Below are 15,922 nucleotides of genomic sequence, written 5' to 3' on the forward strand. Positions count from 1 at the left end.
TTTTCTATTCCAGCAACTCACGCGCGGTGGTGAAACCCAGCACGGTGCCCGTATGCCAGCGCACGTCCGACCAACTGTCGGCGTCAAATGTCATCACAGTTGTTGCACAAGTCGGATAGTCTAAAAAGCGCATGTGATCTGGCGACTGTCGCACAAGTCGGCTGGCGAACTCGGCGATGCCGGGGTTATGGCCCAGCATCAATACAACGGGTTCCGTAGCGCCTGCCAATTCACGCAACATGTCTTCTGCGTCGGCGTGGTAGAGCGCTTTGTGAAAGCGGACCTTATCGGCCTTTAACCCCATCCGGGCCCATGTCTCGCGGGTGCGGGTTGACGTCGAGCTTAGCACTTCTTCCGGCAGCCAGCCGTTATCGCGCAGCCATGCACCAATGGCGGGGGCAGACCTGCGCCCACGCTTGTTCAGGGGGCGTTCATGGTCGCCAAGTCCCGGATTGTCCCAGCTGGATTTGGCGTGACGCGTCAGGATCAGGGTGCGGGTCATGACGGGTGAAAAGCCATCATATGATGGGCTGATTGTTCGGGGTCGCGCCCTGCGCCAGCGCTGAGCGGGCAAGCGAGGCGGGCCAGACAGCCGCCCGTCATGCAGGACTGCCCCTTAGCGGTATCAAGATGGTTGTGGCAGGCTGCGATGTCATAGAAGTTTTGCGCGTTCAGCGCGCCGACAGGGCAGGCCGTCGTGCACGGTGCGGCGCAGGTGTCACAGGGGGAAACGCCGGGCGCCTCAGGGATGGTAAGCTCATGGGCGAAATGCAGTGCGCCGCGATATGAGATCATCATGCCGACCGTGTCATGTACCAAGGCCCCCACCGGGCTGCTGAAGGTGCGTCCCGATTTCAGGGCCCAGTCGATGAAAGGCACATAGGGTGGATCACCAAAGGGGAAATAGGCCTGTGCACCGAACGTATGTGCCATCTGGCCGACGACTCTGGTTGACCAGCGGTCTACTGGATCAGGCCCCCGCCATTCGGGCGAGGCTTTCAGAGCAGGCCAAAAATCAGAACCCGCGCCCAGCAAGATCAGCGTGCCTGTGTCGAGTTGCCGGGCTGCCACGCGATGGGGATGCAGCGCGCCCATGACAATCAACCCCGCCTGACGCGCCGCATGTTCTACGCGGCCATAGGTTTCCGCATCTGGAACAGAGGAAGGTTGCGCAAGCTCTGTCATCTTTCCTCGGCTGTTGCTGCGATCAGTCTGGCCGTATCAGCGACCCGGCGCCATGTTCCGTGAACAGTTCAAGCAGAACCGCATTGGGCGCGCGCCCGTCAAGTATCACGACGGCCCGAACGCCGCTGTGCAGGGCATCGAGGGCAGTTTCGGTCTTGGGGATCATGCCACCTGCGATGGTGCCTTCGCGGGTCATCTCGCGGATCTGGCCGGCTTTCAGCTCGGTCACCACATCGCCCGCCGCGTTCTTGACGCCCGAGACATCTGTCAGCAGCAGAAGGCGGTCTGCTTTTAGTGCCGAGGCTATCGCCCCGGCCGCCGTATCGCCGTTCACGTTGAACGTTTCGCCCTCACGGCCCGCGCCCAGAGGGGCGATAACCGGGATCACATCATGTGAGAACAGATCATGCAGGATTTTCGGGTTCATCTCGGAAGGGGTGCCGACATAACCCAGCGACGCATCCGTCTGGTCACAGATCATCAGGTTTGCATCTTTGCCCGACAAACCCACGGCCGAACCACCCTGACCATTGATTGCCTGAACGATGCGCTTGTTCACCAGGCCAGACAGAACCATCTCGACCACCTCGACGGTTGCCGTGTCGGTCACGCGCTTGCCGTTCACAAAGTCGGACTTGATATCCAGCTTGTCCAGCATTGCGTTGATCATTGGACCACCACCATGCACAACAACCGGGTTCACGCCCACCTGACGCATCAAGACGACATCGCGCGCAAAGCTCTCCATAGCCTCGTCGCTGCCCATGGCATGCCCGCCCAGCTTGATGACGACGATGGCCCCATCATAGCGTTGTAGATAGGGCAATGCGCTGTTCAGGGTTGCTGCGGTGGCGATCCAGTCCCGGTTCATGTCACGTGTCTTCATTGCTAAGGTCCCTCTGACCGTCCGTGTTAGGGCCTTTGCACCGCGCTGCCAAGGGCGAAGCTATTCCAGATGTGCAATGATCGAGCGCAGGGTCGGAATCCCGTCGCCTTTTTCGGACGAAGTCAGGACGATTTCCGGGAATGCGGCAGGATGTTTGGACAAAGCCGCACGGGTTTGTTCCAGAACCCTCTCGCGCTCGTTGGCCTTGACCTTGTCGGCCTTGGTGAGAACGCATTGAAAGGTCACGGCACTGGTATCCAGCAACTTCATGATTTCAGTGTCGACCGGTTTTACCCCGTGGCGCGCATCGATCAGGACAAAGGCACGGCGCAGTGTCTGACGGCCGCTCAGGTATTGCTTGAGAAGCTTCTGCCATTTTTCAACCACGTTAACCGGTGCATTGGCATACCCATAGCCCGGCAGGTCCACCAGATAGAGGTCCGGGCCTTGCGTGAAAAAGTTGATTTCTTGCGTGCGGCCAGGTGTGTTCGAGGCACGCGCCAGACCCTTTGTTCCGGTTAGCGCATTGATCAGGCTGGATTTGCCGACATTCGAGCGACCGGCAAAGCAAACCTCCAGCCGGTCAGGAGCGGGCAGGCCCGTCATGGCGACTACGCCTTTGACAAATTCAGACGGGCCGGCAAACAGTTTGCGACCGCGTTCTTTTGCGAAGTCATCCGGCTCTTCAGCCAGCGGAAACGGAAGCGTGGTCATAACACCTCCAGGGTATCATTCAGGCGGATTTCACCACCCTGAACAACCTCGGCATAGACGCCGAAATCCTGATGATCCCAGCTGTTCAGCGCGCCCAGAGTATCCGCGTCGCGTTCGCCGGTTTCCGGATTTGCGGTGGTGGCCAGACAGCGGACTATACGCTCGCGAACCCGGAGCACGGTTTCGCCAATGCGAAGGTCTCGGCCCAGCCAGTCGAATTCATCCCACTCAGGCAGACCTTCGAACCAGATGTTCCCGCGCCATCGCGCCGCAGACAAAGACTGGCCCAGCTTTTGTTCAACAGCGCGATGAGACGCCATGTTGCACAGGCTGATTGACGGGAAATCGGTATCGGTCATGCCGCGCCCGGGCACCCGGACAATTCGGGCGGACGCAGCGCGATCCGTGGGCATAAGCGGTTTTACCCAGTCCAGGAAAACCGATTCTTCTGTGTCAGGATGAAAGCTCAGATTCGGGCGGTCCGGGTGGTGCAACGTGACCTGCTCGCCGTCCAGTTTCGCCCAAATCGCCATAAGCTTGGGGGCTTTTGAACCGCGACTGAAATTCACACACGGGGCCCATTCCGTTCCGTCGGTCTTGGCCGCTTCATGGGCAACGGCCCAAACGCGATCCCCGGGCATGGTCTGCCCGGGGTTGAGGGTAATCTGGCTCAGGGCTTCACGCCCATGGCTTTTGATCGGGTGACGCCAAAGGCCTGAAACTGTTCCGCTCATTTCTTGTCCGTGTTCGGCAATCGCTTAAATCCGGATTTGATGTTTCCGAACACGTCCGGCGTATAGCCCTGACTGCGCATGATCAGATACTGTTGGGTAAAGGTGATCGTGTTGTTCGCAATCCAGTACACGACCAGACCGCTGGCAAAACCGCCCAGCATGAACATGAAGACCCACGGCATCCACGCGAAGATCATCGCTTGTGTGGCATCGGTTGGTGCCGGGTTCAATTTCTGTTGCAGCCACATCGAGATTCCCAGCAGCAGCGGCAGAATACCGATAAAGATAAGCGCCATCAGGGTGTCCGGCTGCGGGCCGGCCCAGGGTAGCAAGCCAAAGAGGTTCATGATCGAGGTCGGGTCAGGTGCGCTCAGGTCCTGGAAGGGGCCGAACCACGGTGCCTGACGCAGTTCGATCGTGACGAAGATCACCTTGTACAGTGAAAAGAAGATCGGGATCTGTAACAGGATCGGCAAACAACCGGCAGCGGGGTTCACCTTTTCCTTCTTGTACAGCTCCATCATGCCCTGCTGCATCTTCTGACGATCGTCGCCCGCGGCTTCCTTCAGGGCTTCCATCTGCGGTTGCAGTTCCTTCATCTTCGCCATCGAGACGTAGGACTTGAAGGCCAGCGGGAACAGGATTGCCTTGATGATCAGTGTCAGGCCGATAATGGACCAACCCATATTGCCGATCAGCGCATGAATGTTGTGTAGCAGCCAGAAAATTGGCTTGGTCAGGAAGAAGAACCAGCCCCAGTCGATGCTGTCGATGAATTTCTGCACACCGTCAGCCTGGTATTCGCGGATGGTCTCCCACTCTTTTGCGCCGGCAAACAGCTGGGTTGTCACCTGCTCGGTCGCACCCGGCGCTACGGTCAGCGTCGGAAGTACCGTTTCTGTCTGGTAAATCTTGCGACGCGAGTCGTATTTGGCAGCCGCCTTGAACGCAGAACCGGGTTCCGGGATCAGCGTGGTCATCCAGAAGTGATCAGTGAACCCGATCCAGCCGTTTTCCTTGACCTGAAACACCTCGGCCTGAGCGCGCTCGTCCGGGTCGATATCGAAATCACGAACGTCGCCATAATCCACTTCGGTCAGAGTGCCGTCGGCCATACCGATCACACCCTCATGCAGAATGAAGAAGTTCTTCAGGTCCGGCAGGTCCCCGTCTTCGCCAATGCCGTGGCGCGCAAGAATGCCATAAGGTGCCAATCCTATTTCAACCCCGGTGGCGTTTTCGACAGATTGCGTGACCGTGAACATATAGTTCTCGTCGACCGCGATGGTGCGGTGGAACGTCAGTCCATTGCCGTTTTCCCAGGCCAGCGTCACAGGTGTGTCAACACCCAGGGTTTCGCCCTGCTCAAGCGTCCAGATGGTATTTGGTCCGGGAACATCTGCACCGGTCAGGCCCGCGCCAGGAGCCCAGCCATAGAGGGCGTAATAGGCGGATTGCGATCCGACTGGCGACAACAACTCGACAATCGGAGAATCCTCGGCCAGCGAGACCTTGTAGTCTTTCAATGACAGCTCGTCGATCCGACCGCCAGCAAGGGACAGGCTACCGGTCAGGCGGGGCGTGTCGATATTGATGCGGGGCGCTTCGGCCTCGGGCTCAGCTTCGGCAGCTACCGCGGTTGCCTCTCCGACAGTGCTGGTGTCGGCCGCACTGGGCGTCTGAACCTCACTGCCTTCGACGCTGGTTACTTCAGCCTGATCCGGGGTTGTCGTCTGTTCCGGAGGGGGGAACAGCACGAACCAGACCAGGATCACGAGAAAGCTGAGCGCGGTTGCGAGGATAAGGTTCTTGTTCTGATCGTCCATCGGGGACAGCCACCTTGAGCAGTGAAAGACACCCGCAGGGTTCAACAGAGTGCAGACCCAAAGGTCAAGCGGAATCGCCCGTCATTTCGTCACGGAGGGGTCTTCTTTGTCGCGATTTCCGGTTCCCTACCGCGTTTTCCGCCCGATTTTGGGAACACCGTCGACCTTGTTGCGGTAAGACGTGATCCAATCCTTGGTTTTTTCGAATGGCATGGGCTTGCCGATGCCAAACCCCTGAACATGATCGCAACCCAGTTGGGCCATCAAAGCGTGCTCACCCGGCGTTTCGACACCTTCGGCCAGAGTTTCCAGATGCAAACGTTCTGCCATCATCAAAATGGCGCTGGCAAGCTGTTGCTGGCTTGGGTCCAGATCCGCTTTGGCAACAAATGACTTGTCGATCTTGATGCGCGATACGTTGAACCGTTTGATAGAACCGATCGAGGCATGTCCTGTCCCGAAATCGTCCAGATCAATACAGCACCCCATTGCGGCAAGCCCGGTGACGTTGCGGGTGATGACATCGTCGGGCCGTCTGGAGAACACGGTCTCCAACACCTCGACCGCCAACCTGTCAGGGGTCAGATCGAATTGATCCAGTTCCCATTTCAGACGGTCGATCAGGCCCGGATTGCGCAGTTCGTCAGATGAAAAGTTGATCCCGATGCGCGGCACCGACAGCATGGACCGATCCCAGTCGCGCATTGCGGAAAAGGAATGATGCCGCATGGCCTGACCCAACCGGTCCATCAGTTCGGCCTGTTCGGCAAAGGGCAGGAACACATTGGGGGCAAGAACCCCTTTTTTCGGATGTTCCCAGCGGGCCAGAGCCTCAAACCCGCTGATACGCCCGGTATCGGTTGAGATCTGGGGTTGAAACCATGGACGGATCTCACCGCTGTCCAGCGCCGCTTCGAATTCTTTGCGCAAGTTGATCCTGACCTGTGCCCGTCTGCGCGTCTGAGAGGAAAATGCGCGAATCGTGGATGGCCCGTTTTGTTGTGCCTCCAAAAGGGCGTTATTTGCGGCCTCCTGCCAATCGATTGCAGAGCCGTCAGTGATATTGCTGCTCAGGCAAAAGCCGATGGAACAGGACATATACACGCCGGTGCCATTCAGCATGATGGGATCTTCTACGGCGTTTTGCATACGGCCCGACATCTGAATACAAGCTTCCAAATCCAGTTGCCGTGCCGGATGCAGAACAACCATCATCCTGTTTCCACCCATCCGGGTTGCGCAATCATTTGAGCGGATCATGGACAAAACGCGCGAGCAGAATTGCTGTGCAACGTGGTTTGCCGCCGCCTGTCCGTGCAGATCAAGCAATTGCGTAAAGTCATCCAGAACCACCGCGAAACAGGCCGAGTTTTCCCCCTTCAGGCGGGCGTCGGCAAATACCTTCTCCAAAACTGCTTCAAACTGGTCCTTTGACAGCAGACCGCCTGGACGCCAAAGCCCCTTACGCGACGGATTGGCTGCGAACGCATTGATGCCTGCGACGATCAGAGGCAAAACCAGGGCCAGTGCAACCAGGGCCTGTTCACCCCCAATCCAGAATGCACTCAGACAAAGCGCCGGAACAAAGGCCAGCGCGGCTGGGCCGCCCAGAACGGTTTTCAACGAATGGACAAAACGGTCGGTAAGGGGATGGTTCCGCATCAGCTTTCTGGCCTTGGGCATGATCTGCACAAGGCAAAGCCTATGAAACCAGTCTGAGTCAGTCGTTAACGCAGAAGCGGAATCTCTTCCAAATTCCCGGAATTTTCGTTGGAATTTAGCGAAAGGTTAATGAAATCAAATAGCTTTCCATCCAGAAGGTGCGATGGCCGCGCATTTGTTAACGCTCGGAACATAACCTGTCGCCGACCCGGGCTGTTCTTTTCCCATTGATCCAGAATCTGTTTGACCTGCTGGCGCTGCAACCCATCCTGACTGCCGCACAGGTCACAGGGAATGATCGGGTATTGCATCGCCTTTGCAAATTTCTCGCAATCGGCTTCGGCGACATGGGCGAGCGGGCGGAATACAAAAAGATCGCCTTCTTCATTCACCAGTTTTGGCGGCATCGTGGCCAGGCGGCCGCCGTGGAACAGGTTCATGAAAAACGTCTCAAGGATATCGTCGCGGTGATGCCCCAGGACGACCGCCGAGCATCCCTCCTCGCGCGCGATGCGATAGAGGTTGCCACGGCGCAAACGGGAACACAGGGCGCAATAGGTCCGGCCCTGCGGAACCTTGTCCATCACAACGGAATATGTGTCCTGATATTCGACCCGATGCGGTACGTCCATTCGACCCAGAAACTCGGGCAGGACCGTGGCCGGAAAGCCCGGCTGGCCCTGATCCAGATTGCAGGCCAGCAGATCGACAGGCAACAGGCCCCGCCATTTGAGCTCGTAGAGAACAGCCAGCAATGTATAGCTGTCCTTGCCACCGGAAAGACAGACCAGCCAGCGGGGCGGCTTGCCATCCTTGTCGTGGGCGGACGGAGCCACCATCCCGTATTGCTCGATCGCTTCACGGGTCTGGCGCACAATGCGTTTGCGCAGCTTCTTGAACTCGGTTGTCGAGGGCGCGCCGGCAAACAGCGGGTGGATATCGTCTGCATCATCAAACATGCGCCGTGGTTACAGCGGACCGAAGGCCCGGGCAAGGCGTAGAAGCAGGATCAACCGCGTTTGGAGCGTAGTTGCACCCGTGTTACCCTGCGCGTATTTTTCAGGAGGTATATTATGGACTACTTCTTTTCGGTCCGCGCCCGCAGCGGCGATCACTATTCAAACAAGATGGGTGCCGCGCGATATCTGGCTATTCCGGGAAATGTCGGGCAACCGGCACGGCAGCATGAAATACCGCAGTCTCAATGGATAAGCCGGCTTCAGGCCGAAGCCGGGGCGACGGCTACCGTGAATGGGCATATTGTCGTCTTCGTGCACGGGTTCAATACCGAGCAATATCAGATGCTGGAACGTCACCGCAAAATACGCACCGGTCTTGAGGCGCATGGCTTTAACGGTGTGGTCATCAGCTATGATTGGCCAAGCGATGGATCGGTTCTGGGCTATAACGTTGACCGGGCTGACGCGCGGCGTGCGGCAGAAAAATTGTTCAGCCACGGGATCACGCGGCTGTCCAGGATGCAGACCGCGGATTGCCGGTATAACGTCCATGTTCTGGCGCATTCCATGGGCACGTTCTTGGTGCGCGAAGCCATGGATTATGCCGATGACGACCATGAAACCGCGCAACACAGCTGGATGACCAGCCAGATCGCGTTTGTCGCGGCGGATGTATCCGCGAAATCGTTCCGTGACGGCAGTTCCAAGACGTCCTCTCTGATGCGACGTTGTACCAGGCTGACATGCTATTACAGCCCCTTTGACGAGGTTTTGTCGATTTCAGAGGTCAAGCGTGTCGGAGTATCGCGCCGACTGGGCCGTGTCGGAATGCCAAACGACCGGCCTGAGAAAGCGGTCAATCTGTATTGCGGGTCCCATTTCAAGAATACCCGCGATGAATACGGGGATGGGCCTTCGGCGACACACAATTGGTATTTTGATTCGCCTCGGTTTTTCGAAGACTTGCACCATACGTTGATGGGGAAACTGGACCGAGAGGTCATTCCGACCCGCAGCTTCACCGACCGCGGCAACCTGGCGTTGATTTAAGGGTCGGAATTGTCGGGCACCGGATCGTAACCGTCACCGCCCCAGGGGTGGCATCGGCATATCCGGTGTGCAGCCAGCCACGATCCCCGGATCGCGCCATGTTTTTCCAATGCTTCCAGTGCATAGGCCGAGCATGTGGGCTGATAGCGGCAGTTGAAACCAACCCAGGGGCTGAAAATCAGCCGGTACGCGCGAACGGGCAGGGCGACGATATGGGACAGAAAGGTCATTTGCGATCCGCATGCACTTTGCGAAGCGCATACCGCAAGTCGCTCAGCAGGACGTCATAAGGAAGATCGGCGGTTACATCAGCCCGCCCGATCAGCACATAGTCCCAACCTTCAAGACCATACACAGGCAAGACGGCCCGTGCGACTTCTCTCAGGCGGCGCTTGGCACGATTGCGGGCCACGGCATTGCCGACTTTCTTTGAGCAGGTAAAGCCAACGCGCAGCCCCACCGCTTCATCCGGAGCGCGTCTGCGGGCCTGCACCATCATCGAAGACGTTCCCTGCCTGCGCGCGCGGGCGGCTTTCAGGAAATCGGCTCTTTTTTTCAGGATCGTCAGGGATGTGGGTAGACAAACAGAAGCCGCCGGGGGCGTATTCCCGGGGTGGTTCTTACCATCCTCAGGGGCCTCCGGCGGCGTCATGTTCATACCCTGATCGGTGGGCGGTTTTACGCGCTCAGCGATTTGCGGCCGCGGGCGCGGCGTGCGTTCAGGATCTTGCGGCCGGCTTTGGTGGCCATGCGCGCGCGGAAACCGTGGCGGCGTTTGCGAACCAGGTTCGAAGGCTGATAGGTGCGTTTCATCGCTCCGTCTCCAATCTATAGCGGTCGGGTGCGGCGCGGATTCGCCTGGCCCTAGTGTTCGAAGCCCGTCCTCTACTGCCAAGCGAAGTGTAAGTCAAACCCCAACGGTCCGGTTTTCGCGGCTTTTGCAACAATTCTGTAAACCGGATGCAGAAAAGATTTCAAATCGGTCGATTATCGTCTGAAACTGTCACGTTCGCGGCCACATAGATCAAGGCCCCGTGAACCCCCTGTTGCCAAAAGCGCAAGCAGCGCATGTTGGGCGTAAGATGAAGCAAGAAGAACCGGAAGGCCAGATGTCCGAAACAAGCCACGCTCCACGAAACGGGTTGGCGCGTCATATCCCCTTGCTGGTGATTCTCGGTGTCGCCGCGGTGGGGTTTTTCACGCTGGGTGATTACCTGACTTTCGAAACCCTGCGCGACAACCGCGAAGCGTTGCTGGCGTGGCGGGACGCAAACTATTGGGCCATGGTGGCCGGGTTCGTTGCCGTCTATATCGTAATCGTCGCGTTTTCGCTGCCCGGGGCTGCTGTCGCCTCGATGACAGGTGGGTTCCTGTTTGGACTGTTTGCCGGAACGGTGTTCAATGTATTTTCGGCCACTATTGGCGCATCGGCCATCTTTTTGGCTGCCCGCTGGGGGTTGGGCAATGCTTTGACGGCCCGGCTGGATGCTTCAAAGGGGACGATTGGGAAGCTGAAAGACAGGTTGCGCGAGAACGAAATCTCGGTGCTGTTCCTGCTGCGGCTTGTCCCGGTTGTGCCGTTCTTTGTGGCCAATCTGGTGCCTGCGCTGGTGGGCGTCAAATTTCGCAATTTTCTGATCACGACGGCGCTGGGCATTATTCCGGGGGGTATCGTTTACACCTGGATCGGCGTTGGGCTGGGCGGTGTGTTCGACCGTGGCGAAACACCGGACGTATCTTTGTTGTGGGAACCCTTCGTCATTGGCCCCATTGTCGGCTTGTGTGTGCTGGCTGCTTTGCCGATTGTCATCAAGTCCCTGCGTGGCGGAAAGGACGCCTGACCCATGCAACACCTCAAGACAGATATCCTGGTCATTGGGGCCGGGTCCGGTGGGTTATCGGTTGCGGCCGGTGCCAGCCAGATGGGTGCGAAGGTGATCCTTCTGGAAGGGCACAAGATGGGCGGCGACTGCCTGAACTTCGGCTGCGTCCCGTCGAAAGCGCTGATCGCAAGCGGCAAAGCGGCCTTTGGTCAGGCGCATTCCGCCGCGTTTGGCGTGGCCGATGTAAACCCTCAGATCGACTATGCGGCGGCGAAGGATCATGTGCGGGATGTGATTGCCCAGATCGAACCGATGGACAGCCAGGAGCGCTTCGAAGGTTTGGGTGTCCAAGTGATCCGCGAATATGGCAGCTTGATCTCCCCGACCAAAGTGCAGGCCGGAGATCATGTCATCACCGCGCGCCGGATCGTGATTGCGACCGGGTCGTCGCCAATGGTTCCGCCAATCCCTGGTCTGGACACTGTACCTTATCAAACAAACGAAACCATCTTCGACCTGCGCGAGCGTCCGGAACACCTGCTGATCATTGGCGGTGGTCCGGTGGGTATGGAAATGGCGCAGGCTCATGTCCGTTTGGGCAGTAAAGTAACAGTCGTTGAAGGGCAGAAGGCGTTGGGCAAAGACGACCCCGAGGCCGCGTCCATTGTGCTGGAGGCTTTGCGCAGTGAAGGTGTCGTGATCCACGAAAACGCCGTGGTGGCCCAGATTCGCGGAAAGGATGGCGTTGTGGAGGTCGTGACCGAGAACGGCGATATTCACCGGGGCTCTCACCTTTTGATCGCCGCAGGGCGCAAAGCCAATATCGAGCGTCTGAACCTGACTGCGGCGGGAATTGACCGCACCAGAACCGGAATCAAGACGGATGACAGCTTGCGGACGTCAAACCGCCGGGTCTATGCGATCGGCGATGTCGTGGGGGGGCTGCAATTCACCCACGTTGCCGGGTATCATGCGGGTATCATCATTCGATCCGCCTTGTTCGGCCTGCCCTCCAGGGCGAAAACGGCGCATATCCCGTGGGCAACGTTCACCGATCCTGAACTGGCACAGGTAGGTCTGACCGAAGCTCAGGCCCGCGACCGGCATGGCGACAGGCTGGAGGTTGCGCGCTTTGATTTTCACCACAATGACCGCGCTTTGGCCGAGCGCAAAACCAAAGGGTTCATAAAGGTCATGGTGGTGAAGGGCAGGCCCGTCGGCGCCACGATTGTGGGCCATCAGGCGGGCGAGTTGATAAACATGTGGTCGCTGGCTTTGGCCAATAATCTGAAGATGGGACAGATCGCTGCTATGGTTTCACCCTATCCGACAATCGGAGAGCTTAACAAACGCGTTGCTGGCGCTTATTTCTCTCCAAGGCTGTTTGAGAATCAGACAGTTAAACGTGTGGTCAGGTTTGTTCAGCGTTGGATTCCCTGACCTGTAAAGGAGCGTAAATTGAACTCGCTGTCGGGCCGATTTCTGATCCTGACGACGGTCTTCGTTATGTTGGCCGAAATCCTGATCTTTGTCCCGTCGATAGCCCGGTTCCGCGAGGATTTCCTACTGAACCGTCTGGAACGCGCTCAGATCGCATCGCTGGCTTTGTTGGCAGATGATATGCTGGCCGAAGATCTTGAGGCGGAATTGCTGGCGAATGCCGGTGTCTACAACGTTGTGTTGCGTCGGGATGAAGTCCGCCAACTCATGCTGTCGTCTCCGATTCCAGAGGCAATCACCAAAACATTTGATCTACGGGATGCCGGTCCATGGATTTTGATCCGGGATGCGGTGAGCCGGATATTCATACCTGAAAATGAAGTCATTCGTATCATTGGCGAGCCGGTCAAGGGCGCGGGACTGCTGATCGAGGTCACCATCGACAGCGCTCCCCTCCGTATGGCGATGGTTGATTACGGCCTGCGCATTCTGGGGCTGTCCTTTGTCATCTCGATCATCACGGCGTCCTTACTGTTCCTTGCGGTGCGCGTGGTTCTTGTCCGGCCCATCAAAAGCGTGGTTGGATATATGCAGCGCTATGCCAGCGCACCCGAAGATGCGCGCGGCATCATCTCTCCGAATTCCAGAGTGACAGAATTGCGCGAGGCGGAAGAAGCGCTGAAGATGCTGCAAACGGAACTGACGCAGGCTCTCAAACAGCGCGAGCGGTTGGCGCAACTGGGTGGGGCGGTTGCAAAGGTCAGCCATGACCTGCGCAACATTCTGACATCGGCGCAGCTGTTCACGGACAGGATCGAATCCAGTGATGACCCGCTGGTCCGGCGAATGGCTCCGAAGTTGGTGAATTCGATCACCCGTGCTGTATCGCTGTGTGAAAGCACATTGGCATTCGGCCGTGCAGAAGAACCTGCGCCCACCTTGACGATGGTGCCCCTGCGGACAATTGCGGCTGATGTCGCCACCAGCGAACAGCTGGCGGTCGCAGGGGGCTGCGTCGAGATCGTGAACGAAGTGCCGGAAGATCTGATCGCCCGCGCCGACCCCGAGCAGTTGTTTCGTGTCATCATGAACCTCGTGCGTAACGCAAGACAGGCGTTGGAAGCCTCGGGTAAGCCGGGTCACATCACCATCGTCGGGTGTGAATATCAGGATGCCTGGTGTCTTGAAATTCGCGACACCGGGCCGGGTCTTCCGCCAAAAGCACGTGAAAACCTGTTCACACCGTTTCAGGGTGGGGTCCGCAAAGGAGGCTCTGGCCTGGGCCTTGCAATCTCACAGGAACTGGTGCGCGGGCATGGCGGTAACCTGACACTGAAGGAGACCGGACCCGATGGAACGATCTTTGAAATCAGGCTTCCGCGTGGAGACATGACTTTTTGATTTTTTTTTGAAGAATCGGCTTGCACGTCTTTGACCACAGGTCTAAACAGCGCCTCACCAACGCGGACCGATAGCTCAGCTGGATAGAGTACTTGACTACGAATCAAGGGGTCGGGGGTTCGAATCCTCCTCGGTCCGCCACTGGTTTCCTGTTGAACGTCACATGAACCTGACCCAACCTTCATAGTTGGACCAGAAAAGCAGCGAACGTTCGACATCAGAAGGCGCCCCCAATGTTGGACATCAGTTGAATTTGACCTTTGTGTCATCAGCTAACACGCCGCCGCCATTTCGTATTCCCGCAGATAGTGTGGTTTGATCTGACTTCCCTTTCGGAAAATCAGAGCTGATTTGTAGGTCAGACAGCGAAGCTGCCTGTTCCTGCTAATCTGCCACGTGGCGAACGCGGGAGGGGGCGAGGCAATGCTATTCGACAGGGGTGGTGCGGCCCGCAGGCACAGCCGAGGACACGGCCCTGTCTAATGGGGTTGCCCGAGGGGGAGGGCTGCGCCCTCACCCTGACGGCCAGGGCGTTTGGCTTGTCCAAATCCCGCTGGCCCACGAAAAGAAAGTGGTGAGGTAGAGGGCCTGCCGCCATTTGCGATTGAGCCCTTCTGTCAAAATTCAAAAAGTAATAGACGGCCACCAAGCCGTCATTCGCCGCACATGCAGCCTAGACAGCCCTACGAGTCCGTTTTGCGCAGGTTCTCGACCTTCGTTCGCGCGTTACAAATCCTTGTAGATTTCTGAAAGCGCTACCACCTTGCCATAAACGATACGAAGAGTAATGTCGGAAAGAGCAGCCCTTCTGTAGATCGCCAGTTCTCCGACTGACGTAGGTTCGTCATGCCCAACTTTTATGTATTGAGGGATGGATTTCTTAAAGCCGGTTTCGGCCTCTTTGCTACTATGGGCAATAAAGTTTCTAAATCGCTGCAAGTCAGTCAGTGTAGAAGCAACTGGGCCGATGAGATCGACCACAGGAAACCCATTCTCAAAAACTAAGTTGGATATTGCTCGCACTGATTGCACGTTGCCCCAGTCCAAAAACTTGTTTCCGGACTTTAGTATTTCTTCGGCGGTATCCCAGTCGCTACATTTGAGCTTGCTTTTGACTTCTTTCGCCTTCGGCGTTGTTGTGTTCACACAATAGTCTAGAAACACGGCGCGGATGAGCCGCTCATAGTTTCGATACAAGCGAAACGTCACTGCTTCTGCGAGAAACAAATGCGTATTTTCGATCTCGTCTGGAGGAGTGCTGGCAAGGTCTGAAATAAAGTCTGATAGGAGGGAACAGTCTTCCTCGAAAACCTTCAACTCATGTTCAATTGACAAGGCTGTCCTCGAGCACTGATAGGATATACTTTGCCCTTACAATTCTCGCTTGGGTATCGGTGGTAGCGAGAGTAGAGGCTCGGATGAAGTCACGAAGGTACTCTGGAGCGGAAGCCCTTTTGGGTTGAGGACTATAGGTCGCGTAGTCAGCGGCGATGACATTTAACAGGGATTTCAACTTTTCCTTATTTTCTAAAGCTTCGGGTGTTAGTTTCGTTGCGGGTAAGTTGTCGAACGGTTTGCGAATGTGCCCGATGCAACAGACTAATGTGAAGTACATGTGTTTACTTCGCCAACTTGACGCCTTCAGTTCATCCTCATCGTAGACTGACGCTACAAAATTTATTGCATTCTTGAGTCTCGATGATGCTTCTGGAATCAATCCCTCTTCATCCTCAAAGGTCTTATAGGTTGCATCGATTGCTTTTGACGATTGCATTTGGACCAAGAAGCAGCCGAGCAGATCAGACGCCAACTCCGCCTCAGACATCCGGTTGACATTTGTCTTGGTGAGAATCTTGGTATTCAGCCAATGATCCACAAAGTGATATCCTAGCTCATACGCGGCTGACTTGAAGAAACCACTGTATGTCGCGTTTCGCATTTCTTGCGCATTGAGTTTCACCGTGTAGCGATTAATTCGAGCAAAGATATCGAGCAACTCACTCAACGGCGCGGAGTTAAGAACATCGCAGCCTACCTCATAAGTGAGGAATTCATTTTTGACGTCTTCGGGTAGCTGAGAAAAAGTTCGCCCAGCATACTCACGGCTATGAGCCCTAGATATCTTGATGCCATCGTTGAGAAAATCGAAAATTGGACGTGTCGCGGTTTGCTGCCGCTCCTTTGATAGCATTTATTGCAGCAAAGGAGACGAACTATGGGACTGAAACGGACGGACGAATTT

At 56.7% G+C, this 15,922-nt stretch carries 17 protein-coding genes and 1 tRNA gene; 5 read left to right on the forward strand and 13 right to left on the reverse strand.

Features of this window, described 5'->3' with window-relative positions:
- Positions 1-4: 4 nt before the first annotated feature.
- From ACR0M3_RS17810 to ttcA, 8 genes are all read right to left on the reverse strand, one after another.
- Entirely contained in the window at positions 5-502 is a 498-nt protein-coding gene (locus ACR0M3_RS17810; protein WP_480911921.1) for a SixA phosphatase family protein, read from the reverse strand.
- Positions 499-1,185, reverse strand: a complete 687-nt coding sequence (locus tag ACR0M3_RS17815) for a ferredoxin (RefSeq protein ID WP_480911923.1) — start codon at positions 1,183-1,185, stop codon at positions 499-501. Before ACR0M3_RS17815 ends, ACR0M3_RS17810 begins: the two co-directional genes overlap by 4 nt.
- A 22-nt stretch (positions 1,186-1,207) precedes the next feature.
- Entirely contained in the window at positions 1,208-2,071 is an 864-nt protein-coding gene (gene argB / locus ACR0M3_RS17820) for an acetylglutamate kinase (protein WP_209505885.1), read from the reverse strand.
- A 60-nt stretch (positions 2,072-2,131) separates the two neighbouring features.
- The gene (gene yihA / locus ACR0M3_RS17825; RefSeq protein ID WP_480484759.1) at positions 2,132-2,785 is read right to left on the reverse strand and encodes a ribosome biogenesis GTP-binding protein YihA/YsxC; all 654 of its coding nucleotides are present in this window, start codon (positions 2,783-2,785) and stop codon (positions 2,132-2,134) included.
- A complete protein-coding gene (locus ACR0M3_RS17830; protein WP_480484758.1) occupies positions 2,782-3,519 on the reverse strand; it encodes an MOSC domain-containing protein in 738 nt (245 codons plus the stop codon). The genes yihA and ACR0M3_RS17830 overlap by 4 nt, the downstream gene beginning before the upstream one ends.
- Positions 3,516-5,345: a membrane protein insertase YidC gene (gene yidC, locus ACR0M3_RS17835; RefSeq protein ID WP_480911925.1), complete on the reverse strand. Its 1,830-nt coding sequence runs from the start codon at positions 5,343-5,345 to the stop codon at positions 3,516-3,518. Before yidC ends, ACR0M3_RS17830 begins: the two co-directional genes overlap by 4 nt.
- Before the next feature lie 126 nt (positions 5,346-5,471).
- Entirely contained in the window at positions 5,472-7,028 is a 1,557-nt protein-coding gene (locus ACR0M3_RS17840; RefSeq protein WP_480911926.1) for a putative bifunctional diguanylate cyclase/phosphodiesterase, read from the reverse strand.
- Positions 7,029-7,072: 44 nt separating this feature from the next.
- The gene (gene ttcA / locus ACR0M3_RS17845) at positions 7,073-7,966 is read right to left on the reverse strand and encodes a tRNA 2-thiocytidine(32) synthetase TtcA (protein WP_480901041.1); all 894 of its coding nucleotides are present in this window, start codon (positions 7,964-7,966) and stop codon (positions 7,073-7,075) included.
- A 114-nt stretch (positions 7,967-8,080) separates the two neighbouring features.
- Between ttcA and ACR0M3_RS17850 the strand changes: the two genes are divergently transcribed.
- A complete protein-coding gene (locus ACR0M3_RS17850) occupies positions 8,081-9,016 on the forward strand; it encodes an alpha/beta fold hydrolase (protein ID WP_480911928.1) in 936 nt (311 codons plus the stop codon).
- On the opposite strand, the gene yidD is transcribed toward ACR0M3_RS17850, so the two are convergent.
- The 3 genes from yidD to rpmH are packed head-to-tail and all read right to left on the reverse strand — an operon-like array spanning position 9,013 to position 9,829.
- On the reverse strand, positions 9,013-9,246 hold the full coding sequence (yidD, locus tag ACR0M3_RS17855) for a membrane protein insertion efficiency factor YidD (RefSeq protein ID WP_480484753.1): 234 nt from the start codon (positions 9,244-9,246) through the stop codon (positions 9,013-9,015). The two genes, ACR0M3_RS17850 and yidD, sit on opposite strands and share 4 nt — an antisense overlap.
- On the reverse strand, positions 9,243-9,668 hold the full coding sequence (gene rnpA / locus ACR0M3_RS17860; RefSeq protein ID WP_209598858.1) for a ribonuclease P protein component: 426 nt from the start codon (positions 9,666-9,668) through the stop codon (positions 9,243-9,245). The genes yidD and rnpA overlap by 4 nt, the downstream gene beginning before the upstream one ends.
- 26 nt (positions 9,669-9,694) lie before the next feature.
- Complete coding sequence (gene rpmH / locus ACR0M3_RS17865) at positions 9,695-9,829, reverse strand: 50S ribosomal protein L34 (RefSeq protein WP_005980833.1); 135 nt, start codon at positions 9,827-9,829, stop codon at positions 9,695-9,697.
- Between the two features lie 269 nt (positions 9,830-10,098).
- Between rpmH and ACR0M3_RS17870 the strand changes: the two genes are divergently transcribed.
- The 4 genes from ACR0M3_RS17870 (at position 10,099) to ACR0M3_RS17885 (ending at position 13,821) form a co-directional block, all read left to right on the forward strand.
- Entirely contained in the window at positions 10,099-10,857 is a 759-nt protein-coding gene (locus ACR0M3_RS17870; RefSeq protein WP_267366121.1) for a TVP38/TMEM64 family protein, read from the forward strand.
- A 3-nt stretch (positions 10,858-10,860) separates the two neighbouring features.
- Entirely contained in the window at positions 10,861-12,279 is a 1,419-nt protein-coding gene (locus tag ACR0M3_RS17875; protein ID WP_480911931.1) for a dihydrolipoyl dehydrogenase family protein, read from the forward strand.
- An 18-nt stretch (positions 12,280-12,297) separates the two neighbouring features.
- Positions 12,298-13,680, forward strand: a complete 1,383-nt coding sequence (locus tag ACR0M3_RS17880; protein WP_480484751.1) for an ATP-binding protein — start codon at positions 12,298-12,300, stop codon at positions 13,678-13,680.
- 64 nt (positions 13,681-13,744) lie between these two features.
- Positions 13,745-13,821: transfer RNA gene (locus ACR0M3_RS17885), tRNA-Arg, on the forward strand.
- 585 nt (positions 13,822-14,406) lie between these two features.
- Here the strand turns inward: ACR0M3_RS17885 and ACR0M3_RS17890 are convergent.
- Together ACR0M3_RS17890 and ACR0M3_RS17895 are read right to left on the reverse strand one after the other, a co-directional pair.
- Positions 14,407-15,015, reverse strand: a complete 609-nt coding sequence (locus ACR0M3_RS17890; protein WP_480911934.1) for a hypothetical protein — start codon at positions 15,013-15,015, stop codon at positions 14,407-14,409.
- The gene (locus tag ACR0M3_RS17895) at positions 15,005-15,871 is read right to left on the reverse strand and encodes a hypothetical protein (RefSeq protein ID WP_480911936.1); all 867 of its coding nucleotides are present in this window, start codon (positions 15,869-15,871) and stop codon (positions 15,005-15,007) included. Before ACR0M3_RS17895 ends, ACR0M3_RS17890 begins: the two co-directional genes overlap by 11 nt.
- Between the last annotated feature and the right edge of the window lie 51 nt (positions 15,872-15,922).

The organism is Ruegeria sp. O5, assembly GCF_056535105.1.